The 24,007-nt window shown below is 57.4% G+C and carries 26 protein-coding genes and 1 pseudogene; 10 read left to right on the top strand and 17 right to left on the bottom strand.

Annotation, left to right across the window (positions count from 1 at the left end; translation table 11 throughout):
* Nucleotides 1-165: 165 nt before the first annotated feature.
* Together PQQ52_RS07620 and PQQ52_RS07615 are read right to left on the bottom strand one after the other, a co-directional pair.
* The gene (locus PQQ52_RS07620) at nucleotides 166-672 is read right to left on the bottom strand and encodes a DUF4431 domain-containing protein (protein ID WP_408208707.1); all 507 of its coding nucleotides are present in this window, start codon (nucleotides 670-672) and stop codon (nucleotides 166-168) included.
* Between the two features lie 84 nt (nucleotides 673-756).
* Entirely contained in the window at nucleotides 757-1,383 is a 627-nt protein-coding gene (locus PQQ52_RS07615; RefSeq protein WP_408208704.1) for a tyrosine-type recombinase/integrase, read from the bottom strand.
* 427 nt (nucleotides 1,384-1,810) lie between these two features.
* Here PQQ52_RS07615 and PQQ52_RS07610 point away from each other — a divergent pair, with 427 nt between their 5' ends.
* Entirely contained in the window at nucleotides 1,811-3,181 is a 1,371-nt protein-coding gene (locus tag PQQ52_RS07610; protein ID WP_408208701.1) for a hypothetical protein, read from the top strand.
* Between the two features lie 51 nt (nucleotides 3,182-3,232).
* Here the strand turns inward: PQQ52_RS07610 and PQQ52_RS07605 are convergent, their stop codons facing one another.
* Both PQQ52_RS07605 and PQQ52_RS07600 read right to left on the bottom strand, forming a co-directional pair.
* Entirely contained in the window at nucleotides 3,233-4,054 is an 822-nt protein-coding gene (locus PQQ52_RS07605) for a hypothetical protein (RefSeq protein ID WP_408208699.1), read from the bottom strand.
* A gap of 584 nt (nucleotides 4,055-4,638) precedes the next feature.
* On the bottom strand, nucleotides 4,639-5,472 hold the full coding sequence (locus tag PQQ52_RS07600) for an SDR family oxidoreductase (protein WP_408208696.1): 834 nt from the start codon (nucleotides 5,470-5,472) through the stop codon (nucleotides 4,639-4,641).
* A gap of 107 nt (nucleotides 5,473-5,579) precedes the next feature.
* Here PQQ52_RS07600 and PQQ52_RS07595 point away from each other — a divergent pair, with 107 nt between their 5' ends.
* Nucleotides 5,580-6,518 carry an AraC family transcriptional regulator gene (locus PQQ52_RS07595; RefSeq protein ID WP_408208693.1) on the top strand — a complete coding sequence of 313 codons (939 nt, stop codon included), beginning with the start codon at nucleotides 5,580-5,582 and terminating at the stop codon, nucleotides 6,516-6,518.
* Nucleotides 6,519-6,754: 236 nt separating this feature from the next.
* Here the strand turns inward: PQQ52_RS07595 and PQQ52_RS07590 are convergent, their stop codons facing one another.
* Entirely contained in the window at nucleotides 6,755-7,207 is a 453-nt protein-coding gene (locus tag PQQ52_RS07590) for a winged helix-turn-helix transcriptional regulator (RefSeq protein ID WP_408208691.1), read from the bottom strand.
* Between the two features lie 125 nt (nucleotides 7,208-7,332).
* On the opposite strand from PQQ52_RS07590, the gene PQQ52_RS07585 reads away from it, so the two are divergent.
* Both PQQ52_RS07585 and PQQ52_RS07580 read left to right on the top strand, forming a co-directional pair.
* Entirely contained in the window at nucleotides 7,333-7,968 is a 636-nt protein-coding gene (locus tag PQQ52_RS07585; RefSeq protein WP_408208689.1) for an NADPH-dependent F420 reductase, read from the top strand.
* 50 nt (nucleotides 7,969-8,018) lie between these two features.
* A complete protein-coding gene (locus PQQ52_RS07580) occupies nucleotides 8,019-8,960 on the top strand; it encodes an SDR family oxidoreductase (RefSeq protein WP_408208686.1) in 942 nt (313 codons plus the stop codon).
* 358 nt (nucleotides 8,961-9,318) lie between these two features.
* On the opposite strand, the gene PQQ52_RS07575 is transcribed toward PQQ52_RS07580, so the two are convergent.
* Nucleotides 9,319-9,693: a winged helix-turn-helix transcriptional regulator gene (locus PQQ52_RS07575; RefSeq protein ID WP_408208683.1), complete on the bottom strand. Its 375-nt coding sequence runs from the start codon at nucleotides 9,691-9,693 to the stop codon at nucleotides 9,319-9,321.
* Nucleotides 9,694-9,804: 111 nt separating this feature from the next.
* Here PQQ52_RS07575 and PQQ52_RS07570 point away from each other — a divergent pair, with 111 nt between their 5' ends.
* The 3 genes from PQQ52_RS07570 to PQQ52_RS07560 all read left to right on the top strand — a co-directional run bounded on the left by PQQ52_RS07570 (nucleotide 9,805) and on the right by PQQ52_RS07560 (nucleotide 11,866).
* Nucleotides 9,805-10,539 (top strand): SDR family NAD(P)-dependent oxidoreductase, encoded by a 735-nt coding sequence (locus PQQ52_RS07570; protein ID WP_408208680.1) that lies wholly within the window; start codon nucleotides 9,805-9,807, stop codon nucleotides 10,537-10,539.
* Between the two features lie 71 nt (nucleotides 10,540-10,610).
* Nucleotides 10,611-11,210, top strand: a complete 600-nt coding sequence (locus PQQ52_RS07565; protein WP_408208677.1) for an NADPH-dependent F420 reductase — start codon at nucleotides 10,611-10,613, stop codon at nucleotides 11,208-11,210.
* Nucleotides 11,211-11,416: 206 nt separating this feature from the next.
* A complete protein-coding gene (locus PQQ52_RS07560) occupies nucleotides 11,417-11,866 on the top strand; it encodes a nuclear transport factor 2 family protein (RefSeq protein ID WP_408208674.1) in 450 nt (149 codons plus the stop codon).
* Between the two features lie 64 nt (nucleotides 11,867-11,930).
* On the opposite strand, the gene PQQ52_RS07555 is transcribed toward PQQ52_RS07560, so the two are convergent.
* From PQQ52_RS07555 to PQQ52_RS07530, 6 genes and pseudogenes are all read right to left on the bottom strand, one after another.
* Nucleotides 11,931-12,194: a glutathione S-transferase family protein gene (locus PQQ52_RS07555; protein ID WP_408209546.1), complete on the bottom strand. Its 264-nt coding sequence runs from the start codon at nucleotides 12,192-12,194 to the stop codon at nucleotides 11,931-11,933.
* 26 nt (nucleotides 12,195-12,220) lie between these two features.
* Nucleotides 12,221-12,517: pseudogene (locus PQQ52_RS07550) on the bottom strand (GNAT family N-acetyltransferase); the annotation flags it as partial.
* Nucleotides 12,518-12,616: 99 nt separating this feature from the next.
* Nucleotides 12,617-12,916, bottom strand: coding sequence for a GNAT family N-acetyltransferase (locus tag PQQ52_RS07545; RefSeq protein ID WP_408209544.1), 300 nt, complete (start codon nucleotides 12,914-12,916; stop codon nucleotides 12,617-12,619).
* An 87-nt stretch (nucleotides 12,917-13,003) separates the two neighbouring features.
* Entirely contained in the window at nucleotides 13,004-13,408 is a 405-nt protein-coding gene (locus tag PQQ52_RS07540; RefSeq protein WP_408208672.1) for a DUF2471 domain-containing protein, read from the bottom strand.
* Between the two features lie 38 nt (nucleotides 13,409-13,446).
* Nucleotides 13,447-13,728 (bottom strand): CppA family protein, encoded by a 282-nt coding sequence (locus PQQ52_RS07535; protein ID WP_408208669.1) that lies wholly within the window; start codon nucleotides 13,726-13,728, stop codon nucleotides 13,447-13,449.
* 456 nt (nucleotides 13,729-14,184) lie between these two features.
* Nucleotides 14,185-14,979 (bottom strand): SDR family NAD(P)-dependent oxidoreductase, encoded by a 795-nt coding sequence (locus PQQ52_RS07530; RefSeq protein ID WP_408208666.1) that lies wholly within the window; start codon nucleotides 14,977-14,979, stop codon nucleotides 14,185-14,187.
* A 103-nt stretch (nucleotides 14,980-15,082) separates the two neighbouring features.
* Between PQQ52_RS07530 and PQQ52_RS07525 the strand changes: the two genes are divergently transcribed.
* The 3 genes from PQQ52_RS07525 to PQQ52_RS07515 all read left to right on the top strand — a co-directional run bounded on the left by PQQ52_RS07525 (nucleotide 15,083) and on the right by PQQ52_RS07515 (nucleotide 17,314).
* Nucleotides 15,083-15,973: a LysR family transcriptional regulator gene (locus PQQ52_RS07525; RefSeq protein WP_408209541.1), complete on the top strand. Its 891-nt coding sequence runs from the start codon at nucleotides 15,083-15,085 to the stop codon at nucleotides 15,971-15,973.
* A gap of 278 nt (nucleotides 15,974-16,251) precedes the next feature.
* Nucleotides 16,252-16,545 carry a GNAT family N-acetyltransferase gene (locus PQQ52_RS07520; protein WP_408208663.1) on the top strand — a complete coding sequence of 98 codons (294 nt, stop codon included), beginning with the start codon at nucleotides 16,252-16,254 and terminating at the stop codon, nucleotides 16,543-16,545.
* A gap of 268 nt (nucleotides 16,546-16,813) precedes the next feature.
* The gene (locus PQQ52_RS07515) at nucleotides 16,814-17,314 is read left to right on the top strand and encodes a GNAT family N-acetyltransferase (RefSeq protein WP_408208660.1); all 501 of its coding nucleotides are present in this window, start codon (nucleotides 16,814-16,816) and stop codon (nucleotides 17,312-17,314) included.
* A gap of 230 nt (nucleotides 17,315-17,544) precedes the next feature.
* Here the strand turns inward: PQQ52_RS07515 and PQQ52_RS07510 are convergent, their stop codons facing one another.
* From PQQ52_RS07510 to PQQ52_RS07490, 5 genes are all read right to left on the bottom strand, one after another.
* Nucleotides 17,545-17,946: a VOC family protein gene (locus PQQ52_RS07510; protein ID WP_408208657.1), complete on the bottom strand. Its 402-nt coding sequence runs from the start codon at nucleotides 17,944-17,946 to the stop codon at nucleotides 17,545-17,547.
* A 666-nt stretch (nucleotides 17,947-18,612) separates the two neighbouring features.
* On the bottom strand, nucleotides 18,613-18,882 hold the full coding sequence (locus PQQ52_RS07505) for a hypothetical protein (RefSeq protein ID WP_408208654.1): 270 nt from the start codon (nucleotides 18,880-18,882) through the stop codon (nucleotides 18,613-18,615).
* A gap of 676 nt (nucleotides 18,883-19,558) precedes the next feature.
* Nucleotides 19,559-20,308, bottom strand: coding sequence for a response regulator (locus PQQ52_RS07500; RefSeq protein WP_408208652.1), 750 nt, complete (start codon nucleotides 20,306-20,308; stop codon nucleotides 19,559-19,561).
* Nucleotides 20,309-20,517: 209 nt separating this feature from the next.
* Nucleotides 20,518-22,317 (bottom strand): hybrid sensor histidine kinase/response regulator, encoded by a 1,800-nt coding sequence (locus tag PQQ52_RS07495; protein ID WP_408208649.1) that lies wholly within the window; start codon nucleotides 22,315-22,317, stop codon nucleotides 20,518-20,520.
* A 350-nt stretch (nucleotides 22,318-22,667) separates the two neighbouring features.
* On the bottom strand, nucleotides 22,668-23,141 hold the full coding sequence (locus PQQ52_RS07490; RefSeq protein WP_408208646.1) for a hypothetical protein: 474 nt from the start codon (nucleotides 23,139-23,141) through the stop codon (nucleotides 22,668-22,670).
* Nucleotides 23,142-24,007 lie beyond the last annotated feature (866 nt).

The following is a 24,007-nucleotide window of genomic DNA, read 5'->3' as shown; positions in this document are numbered from 1 at the left end:
CGGTATACCTCGCGAAATTGGAAGGGCCATCGGGCGTGTTCAGCCGATTGTTGACGATTCTACTTGCATGCGTGAACGTCGCATGTTGGCCGGGTGATGCCTCATGCAAATTGCATGCACTGTTTCGAGGGGGCGGAGGGCACTCGCGACTCTCAACCGAAAGCGCTACCAATTCCACGCGTCAATTGGCTTGAGCGATTTCACATCTATCAGCAAGGGTGATCGGTGGTGACCTGTCAGAGGTTCAAGCCGGTCGCCTACGATTTGCACTCTGTGACCAATCGCCTTTTCTGCCGCAGCCCGTTCGGGATCATGAACAACGACTTGAACGAAATACGTCCTCTGTGCGTCGGGGCCAAGCGTGGCCAATGCTGCAGAATCGGAAAGCTGTGTGGTAAGCGTAGCGGGCAACTGCAGATACAGCGAATGTTCGACGCGGTCGCTACTTGGCTTCTCGCCGTAGTTGGGCGGCCCATAAAACTCTCCGATCTCCAAGGTTCCCTCGAGTGTGATCGAAGGTGAAGGCTCGGCTGCCGTACCAACTCCTACCATGCAGAATAAAGCCGAAGCGAAGGCCAGACGGGTAGCTTTCATAAACGCCAGGAATGTTGCAGCGTCGACGTCTGCCCCCGTGGCTAACGAACGCTCAAACTTCGCGCTCACGTCGAGCACGAGAATTGTCGACGATCTTCACATGATTGTCGAAGGTCCGCTTGTGGCCGGACAGCGACCGTTACCGTCCGGCCTGACCGTAGCTCAAACCTCGGTCTGCTCTGCCATCTCGAGTGCACCGTCGACTTCGATGCCAAGGTATCGAACTGTGCTTTCCAGTTTCGTGTGACCGAGCAGCAACTGTACCGCCCGCAGGTTCTTCGTGCGGCGGTAAATTAGCGACGCCTTGGTTCGACGCATTGTGTGCGTTCCGTATGCGGTATCGTCAAGGCCGATCGACCCTATCCAGCGGTGCACCAGACGGGCGTATTGGCACGTGGACAGGTGCGGCGACCCGTGAATGCGGCTCGGGAATAGAAAGTCGGGCGCCACTAGCTTCGCCAGCTTGATCCAGGCCTCCACACTATCGCGGGTCTGCTCGGTGATTTCAAACTGGACCGGACGTTGAGTCTTCTGCTGCATGATCATCGCTCGTGACGCTACACGCTGGCCGAGGCAGACATCGCGCACGCGTAGCCTGGTCAGATCGCATGCCCTCAGCTTGCTGTCGATGGCCAGGTTAAACATCGCAAGGTCGCGGGTTCTCGCGGCCAGTTGCAGACGAATCCGTATCGCCCAGATCTCTTTCAGTTTTAGCGGGGGCTTCTGCCCAGTAAGCTTGCCTTTGTTCCAAGGCACCCGTGCCGGGCTGGCGACGGTATTAGCTTCCATGACGATCTCCTTTCCAAGTGAAGGGAGTTCCAGTCTGCGCGAACCACCGGAGGCGACAAACGGGCAGAGAGCGACGGACGCGCAGCGAGCGCGAGTGTCTCTCTTCGTCACGCTTTCAGCATTCGCACCGTCAGCGAATAGAGGCCGCCTCACATGGTCGATGCAAATTTGATTGGCGCCAAATTGGCATCGATTTAATGCAAAGGGCATTATCCACGCCTGCAATTCGGTACCGACAAAACTTGGCTTCTATCTCCCTCCTGGAGCAGTGCTGGGAAAAAGCTTTTGAGCGGCACATAGAAAATTCATGTATTTGAATAGCATATGCGAGTCCGATGATTGATATATTTTAATAAATAATTGGAAATTAGCCTTAACATGAGTGCCGCTGTCCGAATCTCATCCGCAACTCATTCCGCTAAAAAATATGAAAACAAAAGCCTTGTTCTTGAGCGTGCTCATTGGTACGGCGATTTATATGCCGCAACTCAGTTGGGCCGAAACTATTAATGCACAGTCCCACACTTCGGGAATTAGCGTCAACGACGACACACCTGCCATCGCCCGCCTAAAGTCCGCAGCTGCGAAACCTATCACCGTAAGGCCATGGAGTCTTCCAACTACCCGCTTCCAATCGCTGCGAACAACGCGTGATACCACATTTACCGCTGCGACGGTAGCGCCGCCTGTTACGGGCTGTGCGGACATTCAAGTTGGTGCGGCGTACAACGCAAGTACAGCGCCTTCCGGGCAAACAGATTGTTTTGAGTTCGTTGCAGCTGATGTAACCAAGACAGTGGCCTATGTCGTTAATCTCCCATTTAATGAAGAACACGACGCCCACCTGGTCCAGGTCAATTCGGATGGTTCTTTCACGTATCTGGATGACGAACGCGATTCGTCGCAGAACAAAATCGTCGAAGGCATACCCGGCGGTCCTGTCCGACTTTTATTGCTCGTAGACTCACAACAGGGAGCAGGTGGTGCGACGTTCCAGTTTCAAGTGACTGGCACGACCGGCTACGATACGTACGAACCGAACGACTCAATTCTCCACCCGACACAGCTGCCGGGCAATCAACTAATCAACGCGAATCTGGATACTGTAAGCGACGTTGACTATTACGCGATTCAGACATCAAGCACACAAACCGCCAATCTGATTACCTTCACAGGATCTGCGACCCAAACCGCCCAGTTGGAGACAGCACCAAACACTTGGGCCTCTCTCACGTCAGGAACAACGTACAACGTTACATCGTCCGCCGGCGCTACATTGCTGATGCGCGCTTACGACACGGGGACATCCGCCCCTGCAGGACAGACATACGCGCTGCGCGTTTCAGATGGCGGCGGCACTGCCGGGTTCTATCAGTTCACGGATACCGAAAACATTACGCATCTTGCCCCCGGACACGAAAATGTGGCGCGCACGATAACTCCGGGCGTGATCGCCTGGGACCACACCGGCAATGTTCGACTGCCGCCGGGTGAGCATGTCACCATTCAAGCGTATGACCGCAGTACGACAGGTGCGCTGACGCTGTTGACCACTACCTCGGGCTATACGGGATCCACGGGCACACTTGTTACTCCATTGAACGTAGGAGTCTGCCAAGGGCAAGGGACCAGTACCGGGACTTTTCAAACACTGTCCACGCCGGCTGATCATTGGCAGATCACGTACAACCCCAATTCCTTCGCGGTCGCCTATACGGACAGTCAGGCGCTGAGCGCCAGCTCGTCGTACGCGTACTTCACTCACATCTGCACAGAAACCTACCTCGGCCGATACTAAATAATTCGGCCCGGTGATACCGGGCCGAATCACCGTGCTTACGTCTTGGAATCAGGCTTTCTCCTTAAATCCTAGTGACTGAGTGTCCGATGGCGGAAAGAAGTTCGGCATCGCTGAACTATTCATTTCGAAAATATTCATCTGAAGAACTGCGTGCAAGGACTGCCCCGAAGAGGTCGCGAAAGTGGCAGTGCCGTTCTTCGCAGATTGCACGCTTTGCATAAAACTCAAGAATCCCTTCGCGCTGCCGGGATCTTGAGCGAGATTCAGCGGTGCTCCGCCTGAGGTGCTGTAAGTGCCATCTCTCATCAGCGAAGATTGAGCCCCGGCGCCGAGGTTCTTGAACAGGTCCATAAAGCTCGTCAAATTATCTGCCTGTTTGCTTATGGAGTCGGTCTCGGACTGTGAAAGTGGCTTGCCATCCGCCTTCGCCCAAGTCGTATAACCGGCGACTGCGTCATCATGAAATGATTTCACAGCCTGGACGAGGGATGTATTGCTATTTAGCTTTCCCTGAAGCCAGGTTTTGTCACTGTTACTCATTGTTGTCGAAGAGACAGCAATGGCACCATTGTCCGCCGCGAAGTCGAATTGCGCATTTGCAAGATCCGGCCGTTCTTTTATGACGGACTGCATTGTCGGCACTAGCGCATCAGCAATGCTTTGAGCATCGACTCCCATTTTCAATGGTGCATTCAGTGCATCCAGGTATTTGTCAATACGGGTATGGTCCTGGGTGTCAACGGCACTGACGGTAATCGATGAAGGAGTGGTCTGCGAAGCTGAAACGCCCGGCGTTGGCGCTGCGGAGTTGAGTGCCGAGTCGGATACAGATAGCGTCGTGGAGTTCGCGGAATTTATCGAAATGCTCATGCCATCCTCATTTTTAAGGTTGTGATCGTATTACGGCGGAGTACGGAGAAACTTGAATTGATTTTCTGGATAAATAAGTATTCCGACGGCCGGCGTGTTAGGCAGCTCACAGTTGCCAATCGAGAAGCATGTTGCCCACCAGATTTTAGAGTGGCGCGCCGACTACAGAGGGCAGCCTCATTCGGATATGTAGTGCCGGTGAACCTTGGTGAAATTGGCCATTGATTTTCGAAAATATCCAAATCGCATAGTTAAGAATGGATATTTATCGATTATCTTTTTTTCCTGTAGGCCGAATTCAACGACTTCTGCCGCTTGGTTTCTGCTTTGCGGCACCCGCGGTCGGCGATGTAGAGCAGTTTGGCAGCAACGGCCGCGGGCCTGCTTCCGGGCCACTTTCGGTCGTAAGTGAGAAACCGTTAAGGGGCCGCTCAGGGTCGCACTGAGACAAATGACCTCCGCCCCACGACGCTGGCCACCGACCAACGCTGAACTTCCGTAGCCGACCCTGAAGAGACCTTCGGAATTCCCGGAAACGGTCACTCAACCGACGATCCCGCGACGGACATCGCCCCCCGCCAGCGTTACCGCGGCCTCACCTGAAACTTCTCTCTCGCCCACGATGTGTATAGGTTTTCCGATGTTTCGCGCCGCATCCTGGATGACTCTTTCGCATCTTCGCCCACGACGTAACGTAGCTGCCCCGCCTCGTCTGTCGCCGCATCAAGGATGGCTTGCGCCACGTCGTTTTCAGATGCCAATTGCAGCTTTGACGATTGCATGTACATGTTCATAGTCTGGTCAACGAGCGTTTGATAGGCGACCGGTACTGAGATCGTCGCTGCCTGCTCGACCGTCTTGCGCACCAGACTCGTTCCTGGCACAAAGCCTGGTTCTATCAACTTGACCAGGATGTTTTGCGACTGCAATTCATACTGCAGCGATTCCGTCAGTCCCTCGACCGCGCACTTGCTCGCGCTGTACGCCGACATCAGTGGTTCGGGCAGGATTGCGGATCCAGAACTGACATTTATGATTCTCCCCTGGCCGAGACCCCGGAAATGCGGGATGACGGCTTGCATTGTCTGCATGTAGCCGAAGACATTCGTTTCGAACAAGTCACGAACAACGTCCATCGGCGTGGCTTCAAACACGGAAAACAACGCGAGTCCCGCATTATTGACAAGGCAGTCGATGCGGCCGAAGTGCTCGATCGCACGGCTGATCGCCGACGCGATCGTTGCGACGCGTCGCACATCGAGCGGGACGACCAAAAGGTTTGAAGAGGTCTCCTGACCCAGCCAGCAGGAAGGGTCAGGCATTGTCGCGACGACGTTCCAGCCGGCTGTCAGAAATGCTTGCACCGTCGCTTTGCCAAACCCGGATGAGCAACCCGTTATTAAAACTGTCTGCGCCATATTATTTCCCGTTCTCTGTGTTAATCAATTGCCACATTGGGACTGTAGACGGCACCAATTGGACGGTCTATAAGTAAGGCTCCATAGTTTTTTAGTTATCGTCCAGAATGGAACCCCTTACACAACTGATCACCCTTCTGCGACCGGAAGCGCTTGGCCTAAAACATTTCGAGGGAGGGGGAGATTGGGCACTTCGCTTCCCGGCGGACAGCCACGTCGTATTCGGTCTCTTCATATCGGGCACTTGCCGGTTTGAAGCAAAAGGGTTTCCGTCTGCGCTTATGGAAGCAGGTGACTTCCTGTTGATGCCCGCCCCTCCCGCGTGGATGCTGACTAAAGGCGAAACTGGGACGCCCGTCGAATTTGATGCACTTCGGCATTCGTCGGATTCACTGGTGTCGTTTGGATGCGGTGTGGAGACGACCCGGATCATCGGAGGTCACTTTTCCTTTGCCACGGCCAACGCGGATTTGCTGAACGGGCTCATGTCACCGGTCATACACATCGGTCATGCCAACACCTCGGCTTCCACTTTGCGCGGCATCGTCGAACTGATCGACCGGGAAGCATCATGCTCGCGCCCAGGACGCACGTTTATCCTCAGCCGTCTTCTGGAAATCATGCTTGTAGAAGCGCTGCGATCCCAGAGTGCCGTCCTTGATGGAGAGGGAACCACAAAGCCCGGTTTGCTGGCCGGCCTTGCCGATGAACAGCTTGCGATTGCATTGCGCGAAGTTCATGCGGACAGTGGGAGGCAATGGACCGTTGCATTGTTGGCTGCGTCCGCCGGAATGTCGCGTTCCGCCTTCGCTGATCGATTTACGCGAGTGGTTGGAACAACACCTATCGACTATGTGTTGAACTGGAGAATGGCATTGGCAAAAGACGCGTTGCGCTTCACCAATCGTCCATTAGTCGAAATTGCTACGGCGATCGGCTATGGATCGACAAGCGCATTCAGTACAGCCTTCAGTCGCATCGTCGGATGTTCGCCTGCACGATATGCCGAAAGGCGTCGCACACCCGCAGGGGGACGGCGGCCTTAAGCAGCAACCAGCGATCGTCAACCATCTGATGACGTGAGCCGACCGTCCGCTCTTGGCCGAACTCTGCCTGATGCGATTGGCTCAGTTCGACCCAATGCAGCCGCTGGGGTTCGTGAAACATTAATGGCCGCTTCCAGGACCGTTTCGGACATCGGCCCCGCTATTCGCTGCATCTCGTAGCCGGTGGCGTGTGCACATCGTTCGTGCGATGTGACAGGGCGCGCTTGCCGTCTTGCTCATTCCTTGCTCTCAGGAAACATACATCCACCATTGCGGACTAACGCCTTCACCTCTTCGCTCACCTGTATGGGGCTTTGACTTAATCGAGCAACGAATTCCTTGCGGCGCCGCACGTACGACTTCGAATCGTACTTCGCACTCCAAAGGACAATGTTAAGCACGACAGGGATGAGGTCCAGCCCCTTCTCGGTCAGCGTGTAGAAGTCACGGCGCCCGTCGTCGGGGCTGGGTGCCCTCGAGAGAATTCCTTGCTGCTCAAGAAACACGAGGCGGGAAGCAAGGACATTGGTCGCGATTCCCTCTTCCGATTTCAGGAACTCGCCATACGTCTTCTTGCCAACAAAAACGATGTCGCGAATGATCAAGAGCGACCACCGGTCGCCGAAGATCTCCACGCCGTAGTTCACTGCGCAATGAGACCGAATGTCTTCCTTAGCTGTCGTCTTCATGGCTAGATATTAACATCGCTTGCATGACGCAAGTAAAATCTCATGTTTACTTGTTTTTTGAAAGTAATGTGAATAGGATGGTTGCTAGTGGTTACGAGCACCACCCAACTCACAGGAGACAGCACATGAGCACTATCAGCATCATCGGCGCAGGTGGCATGGCCGCAGCGATCGGCGGCCTTGCCGCCAAGGCCGGACACACCGTCGAGGTGACGAGCCGCGACGCCGCCAAGGCGCGGGCGCTGGCCGAGAAGGTCGGAACCGGCGCGACGACAGGAACGTTCGGCGCCGCCCCAGCCGGGGACATTGTCATCCTGGCGGTTCCGTACTCCGCCGTTCTTGACGTGGTGAAGCAGTACGGCGAAGCGCTGGCAGGCAAGGTTCTTGTCGACATCACCAACCCCGTCGCCGCCGACCACACGAGCTTTGTGACCCCCGGCGACAGTTTCGGCGCCCAGGAGATCGCCAAGGCCGCCCCTGCCGATGCGGAAGTCGTCAAGGCGTTCAACACCCAGTTCTCCCACGTCCTGGCTGCCGGTCCCGCAGAGGGCCACCCGTTGGACGTGTTCATCGCCGGGGACGACGCGCAGGCGAAGGCACGCGTCTCGGCGTTTATCGAGAGCCTCGGGCTACGCCCGATGGATACCGGGCCGCTGCCCATGGCGAGGACGCTGGAGCACGCCTGCCTGCTGTCGCTGGGTCTCCTCATCCACTCCGTCAAGCACACCAATTTTTCAATCGGCGTCAGCCTTCTCGGCTAAGCGCCGGTACCACCCCTTCTCGCATCACATCACTCATAAGGAACACTAACATGCACGTTTTCGTCACTGGCGGGACCGGCCATATCGGTTCGTACATCATCTCCGAGCTCATCGCCGCCGGCCACGAGGTAACCGGCTTGGCCAGGTCGGACAAGTCCGTGGCGGCGGTGTCCGCGCTCGGCGCCAAGGTGCGTCGCGGGGATATCTCCGACCTCGATGGACTCAAGGCGGCGGCTGCGGAGTCCGACGGCGTCATCCACGTCGCACACAGGCAAGACCTGCTGCCCTCCGGTGGGCTTGACGCCGTGGCCGCTGCGAAGCTCCAGATCATGCTCGCGTATGGCGAGGCACTAGCCGGCACCGGAAAGCCGCTGGTCGTGTCGGCGAGCCTTGGCTCGCCCGGGTGGGAAGGCCTGGGCCGGCCAGCCACCGAGGAGGACCCGGCCCTTCCCGGCGGCGATGCGTACAGGGGTACCCTGCGGGTTCGCAACGTCGTGGAGCTCACCGTTGTCGGCCTCGCTGAGCGGGGCGTGCGGTCTTCGGTCGTGCGGATTCCGCCCATCGCGCACAGCACGACCGATAGTGCCGGCTTCCTCCCGCTGCTAATCGGGCTCGCGAATGAGAAGGGCGCCATCGGCTACCCCGGAGACGGCGCGAACCTGTGGCCGGCCGTGCACAGCCGTGACCTCGCGTCCTTGTTCCGCCTGGCGCTGGAGAAGGGTCCCGCTGGCAAAAGTTGGCACGGGATTGAAGGCGAGGGCATCCGGTTCCGCGAGATCGCTGAGGCCATTGGCAGCCGTCTGGGCCTACCGGCCGTGAGCATTCCCGTGGACGTACTGATGCTGCCGGGATATTTTGGATTCCTCGCGAATCTGGTTACGCTGGACCTGCCGGCGTCCAACCTCATCACCCGCCAGACCCTCGGCTGGGAGCCTGCTCAGCCCGGCCTGCTCAAGGACCTCGACAACGGCCACTACTTCCCTGCCGTCTGAATTGAGCTGAGGCAGGAAGCCGAGTCCCAACGAAGCCCGACGGACAGCAATGTCGCGACGCCGTGATTCATCGGTGCAAAGACGCTGTCGACCCGGGGATGGCATAAGGGATGGCCCACGCTGCTCGGCACACACGAAACATTTAGCGGGGGATGCTCCGTTTAGAAAGTACTGAGCACCACTTAACTCACCAGGAGACTGCACATGAGCACTATCAGCATCATCGGCGCAGGTGGCATGGCCACGGCGATCGGCGGCCGAACCGCCAAGGCCGCCCCCGCCGGCGCGCAAGAATTCGACCTGCCGCCCTCCCACGAATGCGAAGGGTCATCCGACTCAGCGGTTCTCCAGCATCGTGCTAAAGCAAGCTGTCGCGCTCGGCGAGAAGGCTCACCATTTCTGCCATGTTCTCGGTTCCCCAGGTGCACAGCGGGACAATCTTGTCGGCCAGACTGCGGCCGAGCGGGGTCAGCGCGTAGTCCACGCGCGGTGGCACCTCCTTGTAGTCGGTCCGCGCCAGCACGTGATCGGCCTCCAGTTCCTTCAATTGCTGGATCAGCACCTTGGCGCTGACGCCATGGACGTTGCGCTTGAGCTCGCCGTAGCGCTTCGGGCCGTCGAGCAGGAAGTACAGGATCAGCGGCTTCCACTTGCCCGAGATGATGCTGAGCGTGGCGGCGAGCCCGTAGGAGTAGCGGCCACCGCAATTTTTATTTTGAGTACAGTCAGTCATTTTTCATGGTTACCAAAAGGTGCATACTTGTCCCTAGGTTATCAGAACTGCATACTTGTCTCAAGCAAGCAGTTCCCTGCTTCCGTACAACTCCAAGGAAGGATGCACGTGATGACCAGACTGAATGGAAAGACCGCCGTGATCACCGGCGGCGCTACCGGCATCGGCCGCGCCGCAGCAAAGCGCTTCATCGAAGAGGGAGCCTTCGTCTTCATTTTCGGCCGCCGGCAGGAAACGATCGACGCCGCTGTGGCCGAGCTCGGGCCCAATGCCCGCGCGGTGAAGGGCTCGGTCTCGGATGAGGCCGACCTCGACCGACTCTACGCGGCGGTGAAGGCCGAGCGCGGAACCCTCGACATCGTCTTCGCCAATGCCGGGGCGGGAAGCCAGGCTGCGCTCGGCAAGATCACCGCCGAGCACATTGACGAACACTTCGACACCAATGTGAAGGGTACGATCTTCACAGTCCAGAAGGCGCTGCCGCTGATGGGCGAGGGCGGTTCGATCATCCTGACCGGATCGAGCGCCGGCACCACGGGCGCCCCGGGAATGAGCGCCTACAGCGCTAGCAAGGCGGCAGTGCGCAACCTCGCGCGGACCTGGGCGGAGGACCTGAAGGGCACCGGCATCCGCGTAAACGTGCTGTCGCCCGGGGCGACGGCGACCGAACTTGCGAAGGCAGCGCTCGGCGAGGAGGGCCAGAAGGTCTATGCCGCGATGACTCCGCTCCAGCGCATGGCCGATCCGTCGGAGATCGGGGCCGTGGCCGCCTTTCTCGCGTCGTCGGACAGCAGCTTCATGACCGCCAGCGAGGTTGCCGTCGACGGCGGCCTTGCGCAACTCTGACGCTACGCCCGGCCGGGCGCTCCATTTCGATATTCGGAGCCCGTAGGGCGTGGTAAACCTAAGGAGAACATATGAGCTACGCAATTATCGGCTTCGGCAATATTGGCCAGGCCCTGGCCAAGGCGTTTGCCCGCAAGGGCATCGAAGTGTCCGTTGCAACCACTCGCGACCCGGAAAGCTTTGCATCCGCTGCGGCTGCGATCGGACCCGAGATCATTCCCAAAAAACTGGCGGAAGCGGTCAAGGCGGACATCATCTTTTTGGCTGTCCGTTTCGAGGCGCACCGGGATGTCGCTAAGGCGCTGCCCAATTGGAAGGGCAAGACCATCATCGATGTGACCAATGCCTACGGCGTGTCCCCTGAGGAACTGGGAGGTCAGCCTTCTTCCAAGGTCGTTGCGCAGGCCTTCACTGGTGCAAGACTGGTTAGGGGTTTTAACCATTTGGGCGCTGCCGTCCTTGACCAGGATCCGGCCGTACACGGTGGCAGGAGAGTCGTTTTCCTGTCGAGCGATGATGACGGCGCAGCAGCGGAGATTGGCGCACTTGCGGAAAATCTCGGTTTCTCGCCGATCAAACTTGGCGGGCTTTCCGAAGGTGGACTGCTTGTGCAGGCGCGCGGAAATAGCTGGGGTCAACTGATCTTCAAGGACTTGGTCAAGTTCGACTGATGAATCGTGATCGCAAATTTTGATGCGATCCTGCCTCGCAGACCCTCTTGGACAAACGGCAGCCACAGTTTGATTGAAGGGAGGGCGACGCCGGCAGGAAGCCGCGCTCTGATCATCTGGCGTGCGCTCGCTTATGGGTCTGCTTGACGCCTTCCAGCTCGGGGAGGCGTCGCGCTTGCCGTTCCTGTAGAGAGGGAGAGATTTCGATGAGCACGCAAGAGAATGTCCAGATTGTGAAGGATTTTTTTGCAGCAATGGGCCGCGGCGATAAGCAAGGTCTGCTGACGATTTCTGCCGAAGACATTGAGTGGATCATTCCGGGCGAGTGGCCGCTGGCCGGCACGCACCGCAGACACGCGGGATTGGCGGATTTGCTTCAGAAGGCTTCGGAAATGGTGGAAACGTCATACCCAGAGCCCCCCGAATTCGTAGCGCAGGGCGACCGGGTTCTGGTCGTCGGCTCCGCCACGGGCAGAGTCAAAGCCACGAATAGGACGTTCGAGGACGATTGGGTCTTCGCTTTCATTGATGCCCTTATTGGTCACCTTGATACGGTCAAGCTAACGTCGCTCGCGCGACTAGCAACTGTCGTCCGCCAGGCGAGCGCCACGGCATCGATAACGGCAATTGACCCGACGAACAAAATCATGGCCTGAACGTCGCTTAGCTGCGTGCAGCAGACCTTCGAATCAACTGACAAACAAACTGGCAGAGATCGTATTACACCAATGGAGCAGCAAGCCCTTCCGTTTTGATCACGCGCTGGATCGCAGGTCGCGCTAGCATCCGTTGCAAATACTGACCGAGCAGTGGCCATACGCGCGCGGGTTTCGTGAAGCCCCTTGTCCACCGGCAGAGCATGAACGCGTAGGGATCAAGGATCGTGTATTGCTCCCCCAGCAACCAGGGACCATCGCTCGATTGAAGTTGCGACTCCAACTGGTCAAGCAAGATGCTGATCTTTGATTCGGCATGAGCTTGCACTTGGGTCGCGCCCAGCGCGTTGTCGGCATCCACCCGGTCCGGGCGAAGTTCAACATCCCGTAGTACCCGAGGTATGCGCTCTGAAAAGCGCCTGCGACGATCTCGTTAATGTTTACGACGCCGACAACTCTATTCGATGCTATTTCCCGCGCAACGAAACCGACGTTCGATCCGGTGAGGCCGCGTGCGAACCAATTATCGAATCCCGCCTGATCGGTAAAGGATGTGGCCCACGGCAGGTGGTAGTCCTGACTTGCTAAGTTCGCGGCGATCAACTCAGCGGCGTCAGCGCGGATCACGCGGTGTATCTGAATGACACTCATGACAATCCACCTGATAAGCGTGTGTGGGGCCTGGATTGTCGCCGATCTAGCTGAGCCGAATCAAGGTCCGGATTGGTCGAACAGGGTCCGACAGGCTCCTCAATCGTGTAGCTCAATGCGGTAGCGAAGAGACTCCGCACATCCATAGGCCACCGCCTTTTTGAAGCGTTCGATCAAGACACCATTGCATGCTGCGATCACCCGCTGCGAAGCTATATTTTCGGGATCAACCGTTAGCTCGACGTAGGACAAACCTTGCCGCCTCGCTTCGCCCAACATCAGATTGAGCGCCTGCTTGGCGTAGCCGTTGCCTCGCTTCCACGGGACGACTGAGAAGCCGATATGTCCGAGTACATATGGCGGCAACTCGGCAGTTCCAGCTTGCCGACGAAATCCGATTGCGCCGCTAACTGTCGAGATTCACTTAACTTTGAACTTTCTGGCGCGCATCCAAAACTATAACGCTCAAGGGCCGATATCGGCATATTAGTCCTGAGTGGCCACATCGGTAGCGTCGGCCTGTACCAGTGCGCGTACAAGCAGGTACACGGCTGGCAGGTTGTCGTCGTCACGTCGCCAGTCGACGGGTTCGTCGAGATCCATTCCGGACACACGACTGTCCTCAAACCGGACAAACGTCGAGCGTACTGTCTCGCTGTGCCTCGATCGGAAGCCCCGATTTTCAAAGACCTGTTCGTCGATTGTCAGCAGCGTGCGCCAGGTCGGCAATCGCGCGTCACTTGAGTAACGGCGACGGCCACTGTCGAGATAACGACCCGCGACCGTGGCAATGATCTGCTGGAGGTCGAGCGACGCGCTGCGGAGTGCGCGTTCGGGGGCGACAGGATTGATGTCGTGGGCATCCATATCAAGAGCAGAGTCGTTAATCATGCTGTTATGTTCCTGAAGGCTTGCGGTAACTCGCGGCATCAAAGTTGATGCTTCAACAGCACTTGGTTTCGTTGTGCCAACAACTGGCGGATCTGGGCAAGATAGTTATCGCCGACCGTGCAGTCTTCAACAGGCCGGCTGGGCTGATGAAGCGTTGGTGGACGTACGCCGAGATAGCGGCACACGGCGGACACGTACGGTTTGCCGTTGCCTCCCTGATGTCGTGCAGCAGCAGCCACGCGAGCGTCTCCGACATGCTTGCGCAACCAAACAAGCGTTTCGCGATCACCGTCGTTCAAGATGCGGATGAGCTGATTCATAACCGATCCTGTATATAAAAACAGTACTGTAAATTTATACAGTATTTGATCAGAATGCAAGTCAATTCATAAGATGTTGGACTCGGCGGAAAGAGAAGATGGCGATCAAAGTAGATGCGCAGTTGGTCGTCGAGCACGCAGAGGAGGCTGCCGGTTGTGACGGTCTTGTTTCGCAATCCTGCGAATCTTTGGCGTTGGACGTGGCGAACCGCTGGTCATTATCCGGCGGAGCGCGGCCAGGAGCGGACAGTCGACCCTAAGGCGAGGATCGTCGACAATCGTGTCACCGTGGACCAACCGGTCGGCGCGATTAAGGCAACTCTGGGTGGCTATTTTTGAGTGGAAATACACGTACGAATGCAGGCACATTCAACTTGGGCTGTCGTCTACTCCGGGAAGGAGCCGATGGTTTGGCCCTTCCCGAGGCCGCGTTGAGCGAGTGAACAAGCGGGCGCCCTATGCAATTGTCCGAACGACACCACCGTCGACACGCAATGAAGTGCCTGTTGTCGCCGACGCCTGCTCCGAGCAGACATAGACGACTAGGTTTGCGACTTCTTCGGTTGTGGCGAAGCGATTGAGGAGCGTGGTCGGGCGATTCGTTTTCAGGAACTGCTGCTCGGCTTCCTCACGCGTAATGCCTTGCGCATCTGCGTTCGCCTGCGCCCAACCACCCATGATCTCCGAATTCGTCGGACCAGGGAGAACCGAATTAACGGTGACCCCCGTTCCGCCGACCACCTCGGCCAAGCCCCTTGCAATGGCAAGCTGAGCGGTCTTGGTCGTGGCGTAGTCGATCATGTCCTTGGGGATGGCAAGCGCGGACTCGCTACTGATGAAGACGACGCGCCCCCAGCCGCGCTTCGTCATGTTTGGCACATAGTGGCGGGAGGCGCGAATGCCGCTCATGACGTTAAGTTCGAAGAGATCGATCCACTCGCTGTCCTCAATTTCGAAGAAGGACTTCGGACGCCCAGTACCCACGTTGTTGACGAGAATGTCCGCATCCGGCGCCTGCGCGAACAGGTCCGCCGCGCCTTTCGGGGTCGAAAGATCTGCGATGACGCCGGTAAACTCCGCCTTCGGCAAGAGTTCGCGAAGCTCCCGAAGCGCCGTGGAGACGCGCTTCTCTGTGCGGCCGTTGATCACGACCGCGGCGCCCGCGCGCCCCAGCCCTTCTGCAATGGCTCGTCCGATACCTGCCGTGGACCCAGTAACGACGGCCTTGCGGCCAGTGAGATCGATATTCATGACACCATTCCTTCAGCTGTGGAGAGAGCTGGATTGTGAGTGATGTCGGAACCAATGATAATAGCTTAATTTGCCATAACATTAATTCCCAGGGGGAATGGAAGTGGATCGATTCCACGAATTAAACGCCTTCATAGCCGTGGTTGAAGCAGGCGGTTTTACAGCTGCCGCGCGTCGAACCGGCGATTCACAGTCGGCAATCAGTAAGGCTATCGGCGCGCTCGAGAGGCGCCTCGGCGTGGTGTTATTTAACCGAAGTACGCGCAGCGTGACCCTGACGGATCAGGGGCAGAGATACTACGATCGGGCAAAACCGCTGCTTGACGAGATGGATGACGCCGACAGCGAGCTGACCAGCAGTACGCATAATGTCTCGGGTTTGATCAGGATTGCTGCATCAGGTACTTTTGGCCGTCTTCATATTTTGCCGCTTATTCCCGACCTGCTATCACTCAATCCTGGCCTTCAGGTGGATCTCATTCTCTCGGACTTCGTGCGAGATATGGTGGAAGATGGGATTGATCTGGCGATCCGAGTGGGGCCCGTGAACGATCCTGACGCGATCGTCAGGCGCGTGGCCAGCACTCCTCTCGTCTGCGTCGGATCCCGTCGCTACTTCGAGCAACGCGGAATGCCAAAGACTCCTGTCGAGCTCGTTGATCACAATTGCCTTTTATATCGCGGCTTGACGGAGTCAGCGCATTGGCCCTTCGTAGGGCCAGAAGGTCGATTTAGCGTGTCCGTGCGCGGAAATCTCACGTCCAACAGTATCGAAACGATCCGGGCTGGTGTTCTAGCCGGTGTGGGAATCGGCCTGTTTGCGAAGATCTCTCTTGCCGATGATCTCCGACATCCGGACGTCATCACCGTTCTCGACGAATTTATAGGCGACGCCAGAGACATAAGCCTCATCTGGCCAAGACGCCGGTTTGTACCGGCGCGTGTGCGACAAGTCACCGATTTTTTCGCAGAGGCTATACCTCGCCGTATTTAGTCACCCGAACTTAGGAAAAATTGTCAGCGATGGCGGAGGGGGCCTTCGGATCAGTCAAGTGGACTTCCTATTGATCGCGCGAGCCATGAAAGCTCAAGCAGCAGAGCACGAACACGGTCCAGTCCCCTGAAACAGGGTTGGTATCGCTTGCTCGAACACCTCACATTCCATTCTTGCCGAAGGTTTCGTCGCACAGCCAGACGCCATACGTTCTTCCTTCTGGATAGGATGGAGGATGAGTTACTCATGATTGAGCAAGTCTGCCGTTTGCCGGCAAGATGTGCCTTATTGGTACCTGCGGACTCGCCATCAATGGGGCCTTCCGGTCGGCGAGCATCGGTTTCGAGTTGGAGAGACGCTTTTGGGGACAAGGTCTCATGCGCAAAGCTCTTAGCTCAATTGTCGACCATGCCTACGATCGCTGGGACATCAATCGAATTCAGGCAACGACCGACCTCGACAATCACGCGTCTATAGGGCTTCTGCGCGGCTTGGGATTTATAGAGGAAGGCATCATGCGACAGTGGGGTACTGGAAAGACGCATTTCACGACGTTCGTCTTTTTTCCTTGATCAAGGCTGAACGACCCATCTCTCCCACAGCGTAGGTTCTGGCGCTTGATCAACGATCCGCTATCGCGAAAATCGACGGTCCCTTCAGGGTCGAACTGAGTCGCTCGTCATCCGGCTGAGTTCGGAAACGTGGTTCCGCGCGGGAAACGATCTGGTATGGCACAGTGTCTTTCCAGAGAAGTATTCGGGACCATTAGCGGGCACAACAGCAACGGCTAATCGGAGCGTTTCGGACCCATGGACGTACCCACGAACTCAGTCATTTAGCATGATGCCAACGGTCAACGAAATCCTTACGCTTGACTTGCTCACTCTGCGCGAACACACCGAGCGCGCTGGCGACGTCTTCGATGCCGATCAGCATCGTGTTCGCTTACAAGCATCGCTGGAAGACTGCGAAGTATGTTCAGTGCGAAGAGCGGGTGAACTTGTTGCATACGCCATGCTCCGTCGGGAATCGGAAACCTGTTGGTTCGTGAGTGGATTGAGCACGCATCCGCTGCATCGAACGCCGGCGGTAATGTCCGAACTGCTTTCCAAACTGGCCGAGCTCGCGGGCAGAACGGGAATAGTCGAACTGCGAAGCAACGTCTACAAGACGAACCGGCTATCGATGGCTTTCCATAGAAAGCTCGGGTTTCACATCACGCGTGAGAACGAGAAAGCTGTCGAATTCTTCGCGTCGGTCTCGACAATCAGCAGGCGTCCATCGATTCAACGCGCTGCCGGCAAGCGCGGCATCTCGGCAGGTCCACAAAGCGAAAATTAAGCGCTGAGTTGATGAAATAAGACACGCTCATCATGAAATGCTGAACGGCAGCTTCGGAGAAAATCGACAGGCTGCTGTGGGTCGGCTACGGAAGTTCGGCGCAGGTCGGTGGCCAGCGTCGTGGGCGGTGGTTATTTGTCTCAGTGCGACCCACAACGGTCGGCCGATAACCTCTAAAACGGTCGCTCACGCTGGGTCAGTAGGCTCACCGCATAAAACCCGATCGTTTATTATTTTTCTCGGAACACGGCTTCGATGTTGTTGCCGTCGGGATCGATTAGGAAAGCCGCATAGTACCCCTTCGGGTATCCACCAGACCGAAGGCCGGGCCCTCCATTGTCCTCTCCGCCAGCTATCAAACCTTCGCGATGAAAAGCTTCGACTTGTTCCCGGCTAACAGCTCGAAATGCGGTATGTTGCTTAAGGTTGTGTGGGTGAAAAACATCAATCCAGAAGATTGGGTAATCGTAGCCAAAACCTACGCCGGCTAGGTCCGCGTCGCCTTCTCCCGCCGGACTGAAGTCACGCGTAATGCGCGCTACCACTGCGGCACCGATCGGTTTCAGTGCTGCCTCGTAGAACTTCGCCGACCGGTAAATGTCGGAGACCCCGATGCCGGTATGATCGATCAACCAGTTACATGTCTCAGCCACGCCGTCCTCCCTCGCTAAACAGATTTTTATCATAGGCCGCATCGGAAAGCCGACCGTCGCTTTTCTTCTATGCGAGCGTTGCCTATGTTACCCGCGCCGAAAGCTTCCACCAAACAAGTGCAGGAATTTGCTGAATCATTCTCTGACTGGTCCGTGCCGTTTGCGTCAAGCAACACATGCGAAGGGACGCCACTTTGTCGACGATTTCGGGGACGATGTCGAACGTCTCAAACTGGCCGGTCACTGCCTTGTGCGATCGGCATATGCCGCGCCACTAGCCAGCTAAGGTTTTGGGAAACGGACTCTAGACGAACCTCGTCGCCTGACCTCGGATGCGTCCTAAGCCCACGGACAGGAGGTCTCGAGTTGCATCAAGGGGTTCGGAAGCATCGTGTCCATCCACGAATGGACGGACACTGGGACACTATTGTTAAAGCTGTACCGAGAAGCCACGGTCACGCAAGATTCCACCTGTCATGCGTTCATCTGCGGCGATCAGGCCGCGCCCCCGGGTTTTGGGAGAACCTGGCCAATATCGCTGATTTGGATTTTGGCTTTGTCCGGCGGTTCATCGGCCATAGCTGACGTTGGAGCGGGCTCGGTTCTACGTCAGCTATGTAGCCTATCGCGACACAGCCACCCTGGCTAACTGCCCTGATAGATATCGCACGACAGGCCCACCACGCACGGTTGACCGTCTCGGGTTTTGCCGTAACCATTGCGTCCGCCCGGTTGGGCTCCGTAGTCCCACGTACTATCGCCGTCCATCGGCATCGCCCGCTGCGATGAATTTATCGGCTGCTGACTGGACGAGTGGCTAGCGACGTCTGACGGTTGCATTTCCTGAGAGTCGGCCGCGCCGGCTACGGTGAGCAGGAATAGCGCGATGATTACAGCCGAGAGCTGCACTTTCATTTCTTCACCTTTTCGTCATCAACAGGTTGCATGGCTCGCGCGCCGTCAGATCTTTGTTAGCTCCCGCCGAAAAAAACGTTGCATTGCGGATCCATCCGGCACGGTCTGACATTTTTTGTACCGCCTTGTACCTGTGTGTCGGGCGTACCGCCGTATGCTTCCATCCCCGCACTCGGGTCAGAGGCCTGCGTTGCGGCGTTTTCTTGCGGGGCGGGTTGAGAGGCTTGCGGCGCGCCTTGCGAATGCGCAACACCGGCCACGACAAACAGCACGACAGCGGATGCGACTATCAGAGGTGATTTCATGTTGGTTCCTTTAACTACGTTGAGTTTTCCACTCATGCGATTCGCTATTCGCGTTTCGCACGAGCCAAGGCCGGTTCAGCTCATCACGACGACCCACCGCTGAGGGAGCACTCGACGAATGCCCCCTCAGCGTTGCTGTCATATTCATTCTTGGTCAGGCGAAACGCCGTCGCAACGCACATGCGTAGGTGGTGGACAGCAATCGTCGACGAAAGATGTATGCACTGTCATCGTCCGATTCCGGTGACATGGGCGGATACTCGCGTCCCAACGGCGCCTTCCTGAACTGCTCAGGTACGGGGCGAGCGCATGTCACATCGCTGATACATTTGTGTATCGAAGGCGATCGATCGAAAGCACGCTAGCTGAAGTCAGTGAGTTGGGTGCCCGCCGGTATTCGGCAGGTTTCGGTCAAGCGCCGGATCCGTGACCGGCGGGACGCCGAGCTTGATCCCTTTATTCGCCAGCATGACGATGAGTTCCGTACGGCGCCGCAGATTGAAATGCGCAAGCAGATGACTGACGTATTTCCGTACCGTAATGTCCTCGAGCCCCATTCTCAGGGCAATGGCCTTGGACGGAAGTCCGCGCGCCAGCCACGCCAACGTTTCGAACTCCCTCGGTGTGAGTCCCAGCTCGGATGCATTGCTCGTTTCCGATTTAACGCGCGGCTGTCTATCCTCAGGGCCATTTTCCCGAGCCTTGTCAGTGTCCATATCACGACTGAGGCTAGCGATGCTGGAGGCTGGTAGGAACACGCCCCCCGCAAGCACTGCGCTTATAGCCGCACGAAGCGCTTCAGGCGGCGACGATTTGGGCACGTATCCCATGGCGCGAAGTTGGATGCATCGACTGATGGTTTCCACTCGCTCATCGGCCGATATCACGATCACCGGTAAAGACGGCCGCGACTCCTTCAATTCGGCAAGCGCGTTGCAACCGTTGCCATCGGGCAGGTCGAGATCGAGAAATACGATGTTCAGGAGCTCGCAAAGCGCATGATTCACCCCTTGCGACAATGTGCTCGCGTGCAGCAACTCGATGTTCGGAAAGAGCTCCGTTAGTAGAAGCGCCAATCCGGCTCTGAAGAGTTCATGGTCGTCGACGATCAGTACGCGCATTCAATCGTCTCCCAGAACTGTCTTCGAGTCGGGCTGCGATTAGACATCGGAGGATGGCTAAATCGGTAGTGATCGTCCGATGTCTTCAGGTCTGATAGTACACAGTGGCGGCTGATCTATACGGTGTCGCCTGAAAAGTGGCGGTTTTCGCCCATCATTAGACGAATGATGGCGTACCGAAAGGACCACCGTGCTCGGGACGCGTTCAGTCACTGATCGTTTGCGAGATCGAATTTCATCTTCCGCTGAGCGGCCACGTACCGGCTGATCTCGGCCAGCAGGTCTTTGGGGGCGGAGGACTTGCGCAATAGCACGAACGGTTCGGGGAAGTCGCGAAGGACGTGATCGGACAGCAGCTCGCCGGTGATAAATGCGACGGGAATAACGCCCGCCCATGCGAAATGACGCCTGATCCGATCAGCCACCTCCTTGCCGGTGGCTCCTTCGCGTAGACGGATGTCCGCGACGATGAGATCGGGAATGCGGCTGTCATCGGCAAGGATGGCTTCGAATCCGGCCATCGACTCAGCGGCGTACACGAGCGCGCCCGCGCTTGAGAAAAGACGCCTCAGGCCTTCGAGGACGGTAGGTTCATCGTCGCACAGGAGCATGAACGTGCCAGTGAGATCGGACGTGTAGACGTCGCCATCCTGAGCATGTGCCCCGACGGTCGGGGTTGATGCCGAAACCGTCGCGTAAAGGGAAAATCGCGATCCGCGCCCTTCCACGGAGGCGAAACGCATGCTGTGTCCCGGCAGAATGTGGATCGCACGATGCACAATCGACAGCCCCAGTCCCAGCCCTTTCGAACGGTCGCGCCCTGGATTGTTGATCTGATAGTACTCGGAGAAGATCGCGTCTCGATGGGCGGGCGCAATGCCGATGCCGGTGTCCCATACATCGACGCGCAGCCGTTCATTCAGTTGCACCCAGCCGAGCACAACGCCACCCGATGACGTGTTCTTGATCGCGTTCGAGACGAGATTCGACACAGACCGCTTGAAGAGCGATCGGTCGGTCTCGATGGACGGCGGGTACGCTCGCCGCCCCGCGATTCTCAGATCGATGCCACGCAATCGGGCCATCTCCTGGTATTGCTCGAAGACCTCGGTCAATAGCGCGTGGGTATCGACCGGTACTACATGGGGAACATATGAACCCAGCTCGCTGTAGTCCTGAATGTCCTTGAACATGTCGAGGATGTCGGACGCGGTCTCCTCGATGACATCAAGCTCGCGATCCACTGCGCGGCCGCCCCTGATCCTCGTCCGGGCGCTTCGGATGAAAAGGTTGATTGCGGCGAGAGGCTGCTGGATGTCGTGATACGCCGATGAAAAGAACCGCTCTTTCTCCCTGACGAGCTCTTGCATGCGTCTGTTCTGCTCGTTGACCACGCGCGACGCCGCTTCGACGCGCGCCTTGGCCGCGCGCAAGGTGCGTCTGTACATGAATTCGCGCCTCGCGGCACGTTCCAGCGGGATGCTGAGCAGCACGCCGACGATAGACATTAGCGGCAGCATCGTGGCGTGCGCAGCCACCGACTCCACGCGCAGTTCGACACTCCCGCCGACGGGTTTGAAATAAAGCATGATCAGATAGCTGACGATGCATATCCCGATTAGCCAAGCCGCCGTTATGACCCGAAGCCGAAAGGCCATGAATATCACGAAAAGGCAAAGCATCAGCACCGGATAGATTTCCCGCCAGCCAAGGTCGCCTGGATAAAACTGCAGCATTCTCAGGGTGGTGAACCAGCAACTGATCGTCCAGACACTGAGCAGCCCGACGGCCCAACGCTCATCGAGTGCGCGCGGGGTCCAGAACAGCACGGGAATCGCCATGCCGATCGCTCCGGCGACTCGCAGGAGAATGAGCTCGTTGTGGTGCAGATGGGCGGGATCGAGTACGTTTAACCGGGGGAAGTCGCGGATGGAAAATACGACCCACAACGCGGTGAAGATTGCGATGGCGAGTCTGCGCTGTCCGGAGAAGCGTCGCGCGTAGTCCATCCGGAACGCGCGTTCCTGAGCCGCCGAGCTGAACCTGCGCACCCTGAGGCCTGACGATCTCATGACGACGCTCGATCAGGAAATTCGCTGCCCGCGGATAGGGCAGCGTGCAATTCAAACAGGATAGCAGGGCGCTATCCAAAGTTATACCTACAAATGTAGTGGTCTAGATGCGGCTGGCAGAGCAGGAGCGGCTACGTCTTTCCGGATTCGATCGATGGCGGACGCCTGATGGTGTTTAGGTTTATACGACGCCTGCCCACATCTGCTTGTGGCGCTCGCTCAGGCTTGTGACTGAGGGCAGGCATCCTGCAAATCTGAACGACTGAAGTCGCTCACCTTCGCGATGGTTAGTGCTGGGTGGGAGCAGGCTGTTGGGCCGCGTCTGCTTCTTCGTTTGTCGTGGGTTTGGCTGACGTTTGTTTGCTCGGGCTCGGCTTCGTGGCTGTCGGTGTTTCCGTCGCCGCTTTTTGTGACGCCTCTGCGAGAAGGCGCGCTGCACGGCTCGCGGTGATGCGGCTTTGTGGAACACCCTTCGCGTCGAGCGCGATCACTTGATACAGCTCACGGTCACACTCGAGCTCTCGCTGATATTGCTCTGCTGTGTCGACTAGCAATTCAAGCATCGTCTGTTGACGTCGTCTTTCGTCGCTCGTGATGGCAGGATTCCTACATATTGAAGACGCAAGTGTGATCAGCGTGTTGAGTTGGCTCAACTGCCGGTTGCATAGATCGAAGGTCTGCAATGCAAGTTTTTCGTACTGGAGCGCGTCGACAGGCGGGCGTGAAACGGGTTGAGATTGTTTTGTAGGTTTGCTGCTCATGGTGCGACCTCCCTGGTACATCTTGGATCGCCCGACACTCGCTTGGGGAAGTGGGTGAGCGGGCACGTGGCGGGTTTGGAAGACCGGCGCTAAACCAAACCGGCGAGCCTTGCGGCTCCCCCACCACGACCCGCCCATTGGAATATAGACGTGCAGAGGTAGACGCACGACCCGCCTGAGCGGGTGTGCGGGTTTAGCTAGCAGGCTTCCAAACCTGACCGCCGGGTGTTTCCCGATGGCTTGATGATTATAAATCAAGGCAGCGGCGTAGCGTTCAACCAGGCTGGCTAAGTGTTTGCGTTTGGCCGATTGGATAAGGCTTCGGCGGAGGTTAGCGTGTTGTCGCGAATTCGGAGGCCGCAGAGGGCGCGCGGTTAGTCGTCTCTACGCCGACAGTCAGCGCGCAGGTGTATCTGGGCTTTGCAAATGTTCGAACTTGGCGATGGATGGCGGTTCATCGGCCTTTGCTGACGTTGAGGCCGGCTTGGTTCTACGTCAGCAATGTGACGGATTGCTGACGGTCAGGGCACCACACAGCGGAACGGCAGCTTTCTCCATCGGCGAACTCACATTTCCGACCCACAAGGGACAGTTGGTCTCAGCTAAAGCGGACATTCAAATAGCTCTTATAGGCTATTCGACCGCGGCAGGCCGGAACAGCAACGCGCGCTTACTCTGCCGTTGCGGCTGTTGCGGCGCTTCGTCGACCCGCTCAGTGCTCAGAAAGTCGAGATGTCGCTCACGGTGCGCGCCCTTGATATTCACGCGGGTTGAACGTCCGCAACTTCGGTTGCGCGGTTCTGCTCGAACCATCCGTTTGTCTTTTGCAGGAACCAGTACATCAACGCGAATGGCAGCGCGCCTTT

Origin of the sequence: Paraburkholderia sediminicola (assembly GCF_046030555.1) — a bacterium.
Lineage (GTDB): Bacteria > Pseudomonadota > Gammaproteobacteria > Burkholderiales > Burkholderiaceae > Paraburkholderia > Paraburkholderia sediminicola_E.
Note: the sequence above shows the minus strand (reverse complement) of the source record. Positions and strands in the feature narration are given on the sequence as shown.

Bases quoted from the DNA above. Each gene is read 5' to 3' on its own strand.
- PQQ52_RS07615 (WP_408208704.1), bottom strand. From the start codon at position 1,383: ATGGAAGCTAATACCGTCGCCAGCCCGGCACGGGTGCCTTGGAACAAA.
- PQQ52_RS07610 (WP_408208701.1), top strand. From the start codon at position 1,811: ATGAAAACAAAAGCCTTGTTCTTGAGCGTGCTCATTGGTACGGCGATT.
- PQQ52_RS07605 (WP_408208699.1), bottom strand. From the start codon at position 4,054: ATGAGCATTTCGATAAATTCCGCGAACTCCACGACGCTATCTGTATCC.
- PQQ52_RS07600 (WP_408208696.1), bottom strand. From the start codon at position 5,472: ATGGCGCAGACAGTTTTAATAACGGGTTGCTCATCCGGGTTTGGCAAA.
- PQQ52_RS07595 (WP_408208693.1), top strand. From the start codon at position 5,580: ATGGAACCCCTTACACAACTGATCACCCTTCTGCGACCGGAAGCGCTT.
- PQQ52_RS07590 (WP_408208691.1), bottom strand. From the start codon at position 7,207: ATGAAGACGACAGCTAAGGAAGACATTCGGTCTCATTGCGCAGTGAAC.
- PQQ52_RS07585 (WP_408208689.1), top strand. From the start codon at position 7,333: ATGAGCACTATCAGCATCATCGGCGCAGGTGGCATGGCCGCAGCGATC.
- PQQ52_RS07580 (WP_408208686.1), top strand. From the start codon at position 8,019: ATGCACGTTTTCGTCACTGGCGGGACCGGCCATATCGGTTCGTACATC.
- PQQ52_RS07575 (WP_408208683.1), bottom strand. From the start codon at position 9,693: ATGACTGACTGTACTCAAAATAAAAATTGCGGTGGCCGCTACTCCTAC.
- PQQ52_RS07570 (WP_408208680.1), top strand. From the start codon at position 9,805: ATGACCAGACTGAATGGAAAGACCGCCGTGATCACCGGCGGCGCTACC.
- PQQ52_RS07565 (WP_408208677.1), top strand. From the start codon at position 10,611: ATGAGCTACGCAATTATCGGCTTCGGCAATATTGGCCAGGCCCTGGCC.
- PQQ52_RS07560 (WP_408208674.1), top strand. From the start codon at position 11,417: ATGAGCACGCAAGAGAATGTCCAGATTGTGAAGGATTTTTTTGCAGCA.
- PQQ52_RS07540 (WP_408208672.1), bottom strand. From the start codon at position 13,408: ATGATTAACGACTCTGCTCTTGATATGGATGCCCACGACATCAATCCT.
- PQQ52_RS07535 (WP_408208669.1), bottom strand. From the start codon at position 13,728: ATGAATCAGCTCATCCGCATCTTGAACGACGGTGATCGCGAAACGCTT.
- PQQ52_RS07530 (WP_408208666.1), bottom strand. From the start codon at position 14,979: ATGAATATCGATCTCACTGGCCGCAAGGCCGTCGTTACTGGGTCCACG.
- PQQ52_RS07520 (WP_408208663.1), top strand. From the start codon at position 16,252: ATGTGCCTTATTGGTACCTGCGGACTCGCCATCAATGGGGCCTTCCGG.
- PQQ52_RS07515 (WP_408208660.1), top strand. From the start codon at position 16,814: ATGATGCCAACGGTCAACGAAATCCTTACGCTTGACTTGCTCACTCTG.
- PQQ52_RS07505 (WP_408208654.1), bottom strand. From the start codon at position 18,882: ATGAAAGTGCAGCTCTCGGCTGTAATCATCGCGCTATTCCTGCTCACC.
- PQQ52_RS07500 (WP_408208652.1), bottom strand. From the start codon at position 20,308: ATGCGCGTACTGATCGTCGACGACCATGAACTCTTCAGAGCCGGATTG.
- PQQ52_RS07495 (WP_408208649.1), bottom strand. From the start codon at position 22,317: ATGGACTACGCGCGACGCTTCTCCGGACAGCGCAGACTCGCCATCGCA.
- PQQ52_RS07490 (WP_408208646.1), bottom strand. From the start codon at position 23,141: ATGAGCAGCAAACCTACAAAACAATCTCAACCCGTTTCACGCCCGCCT.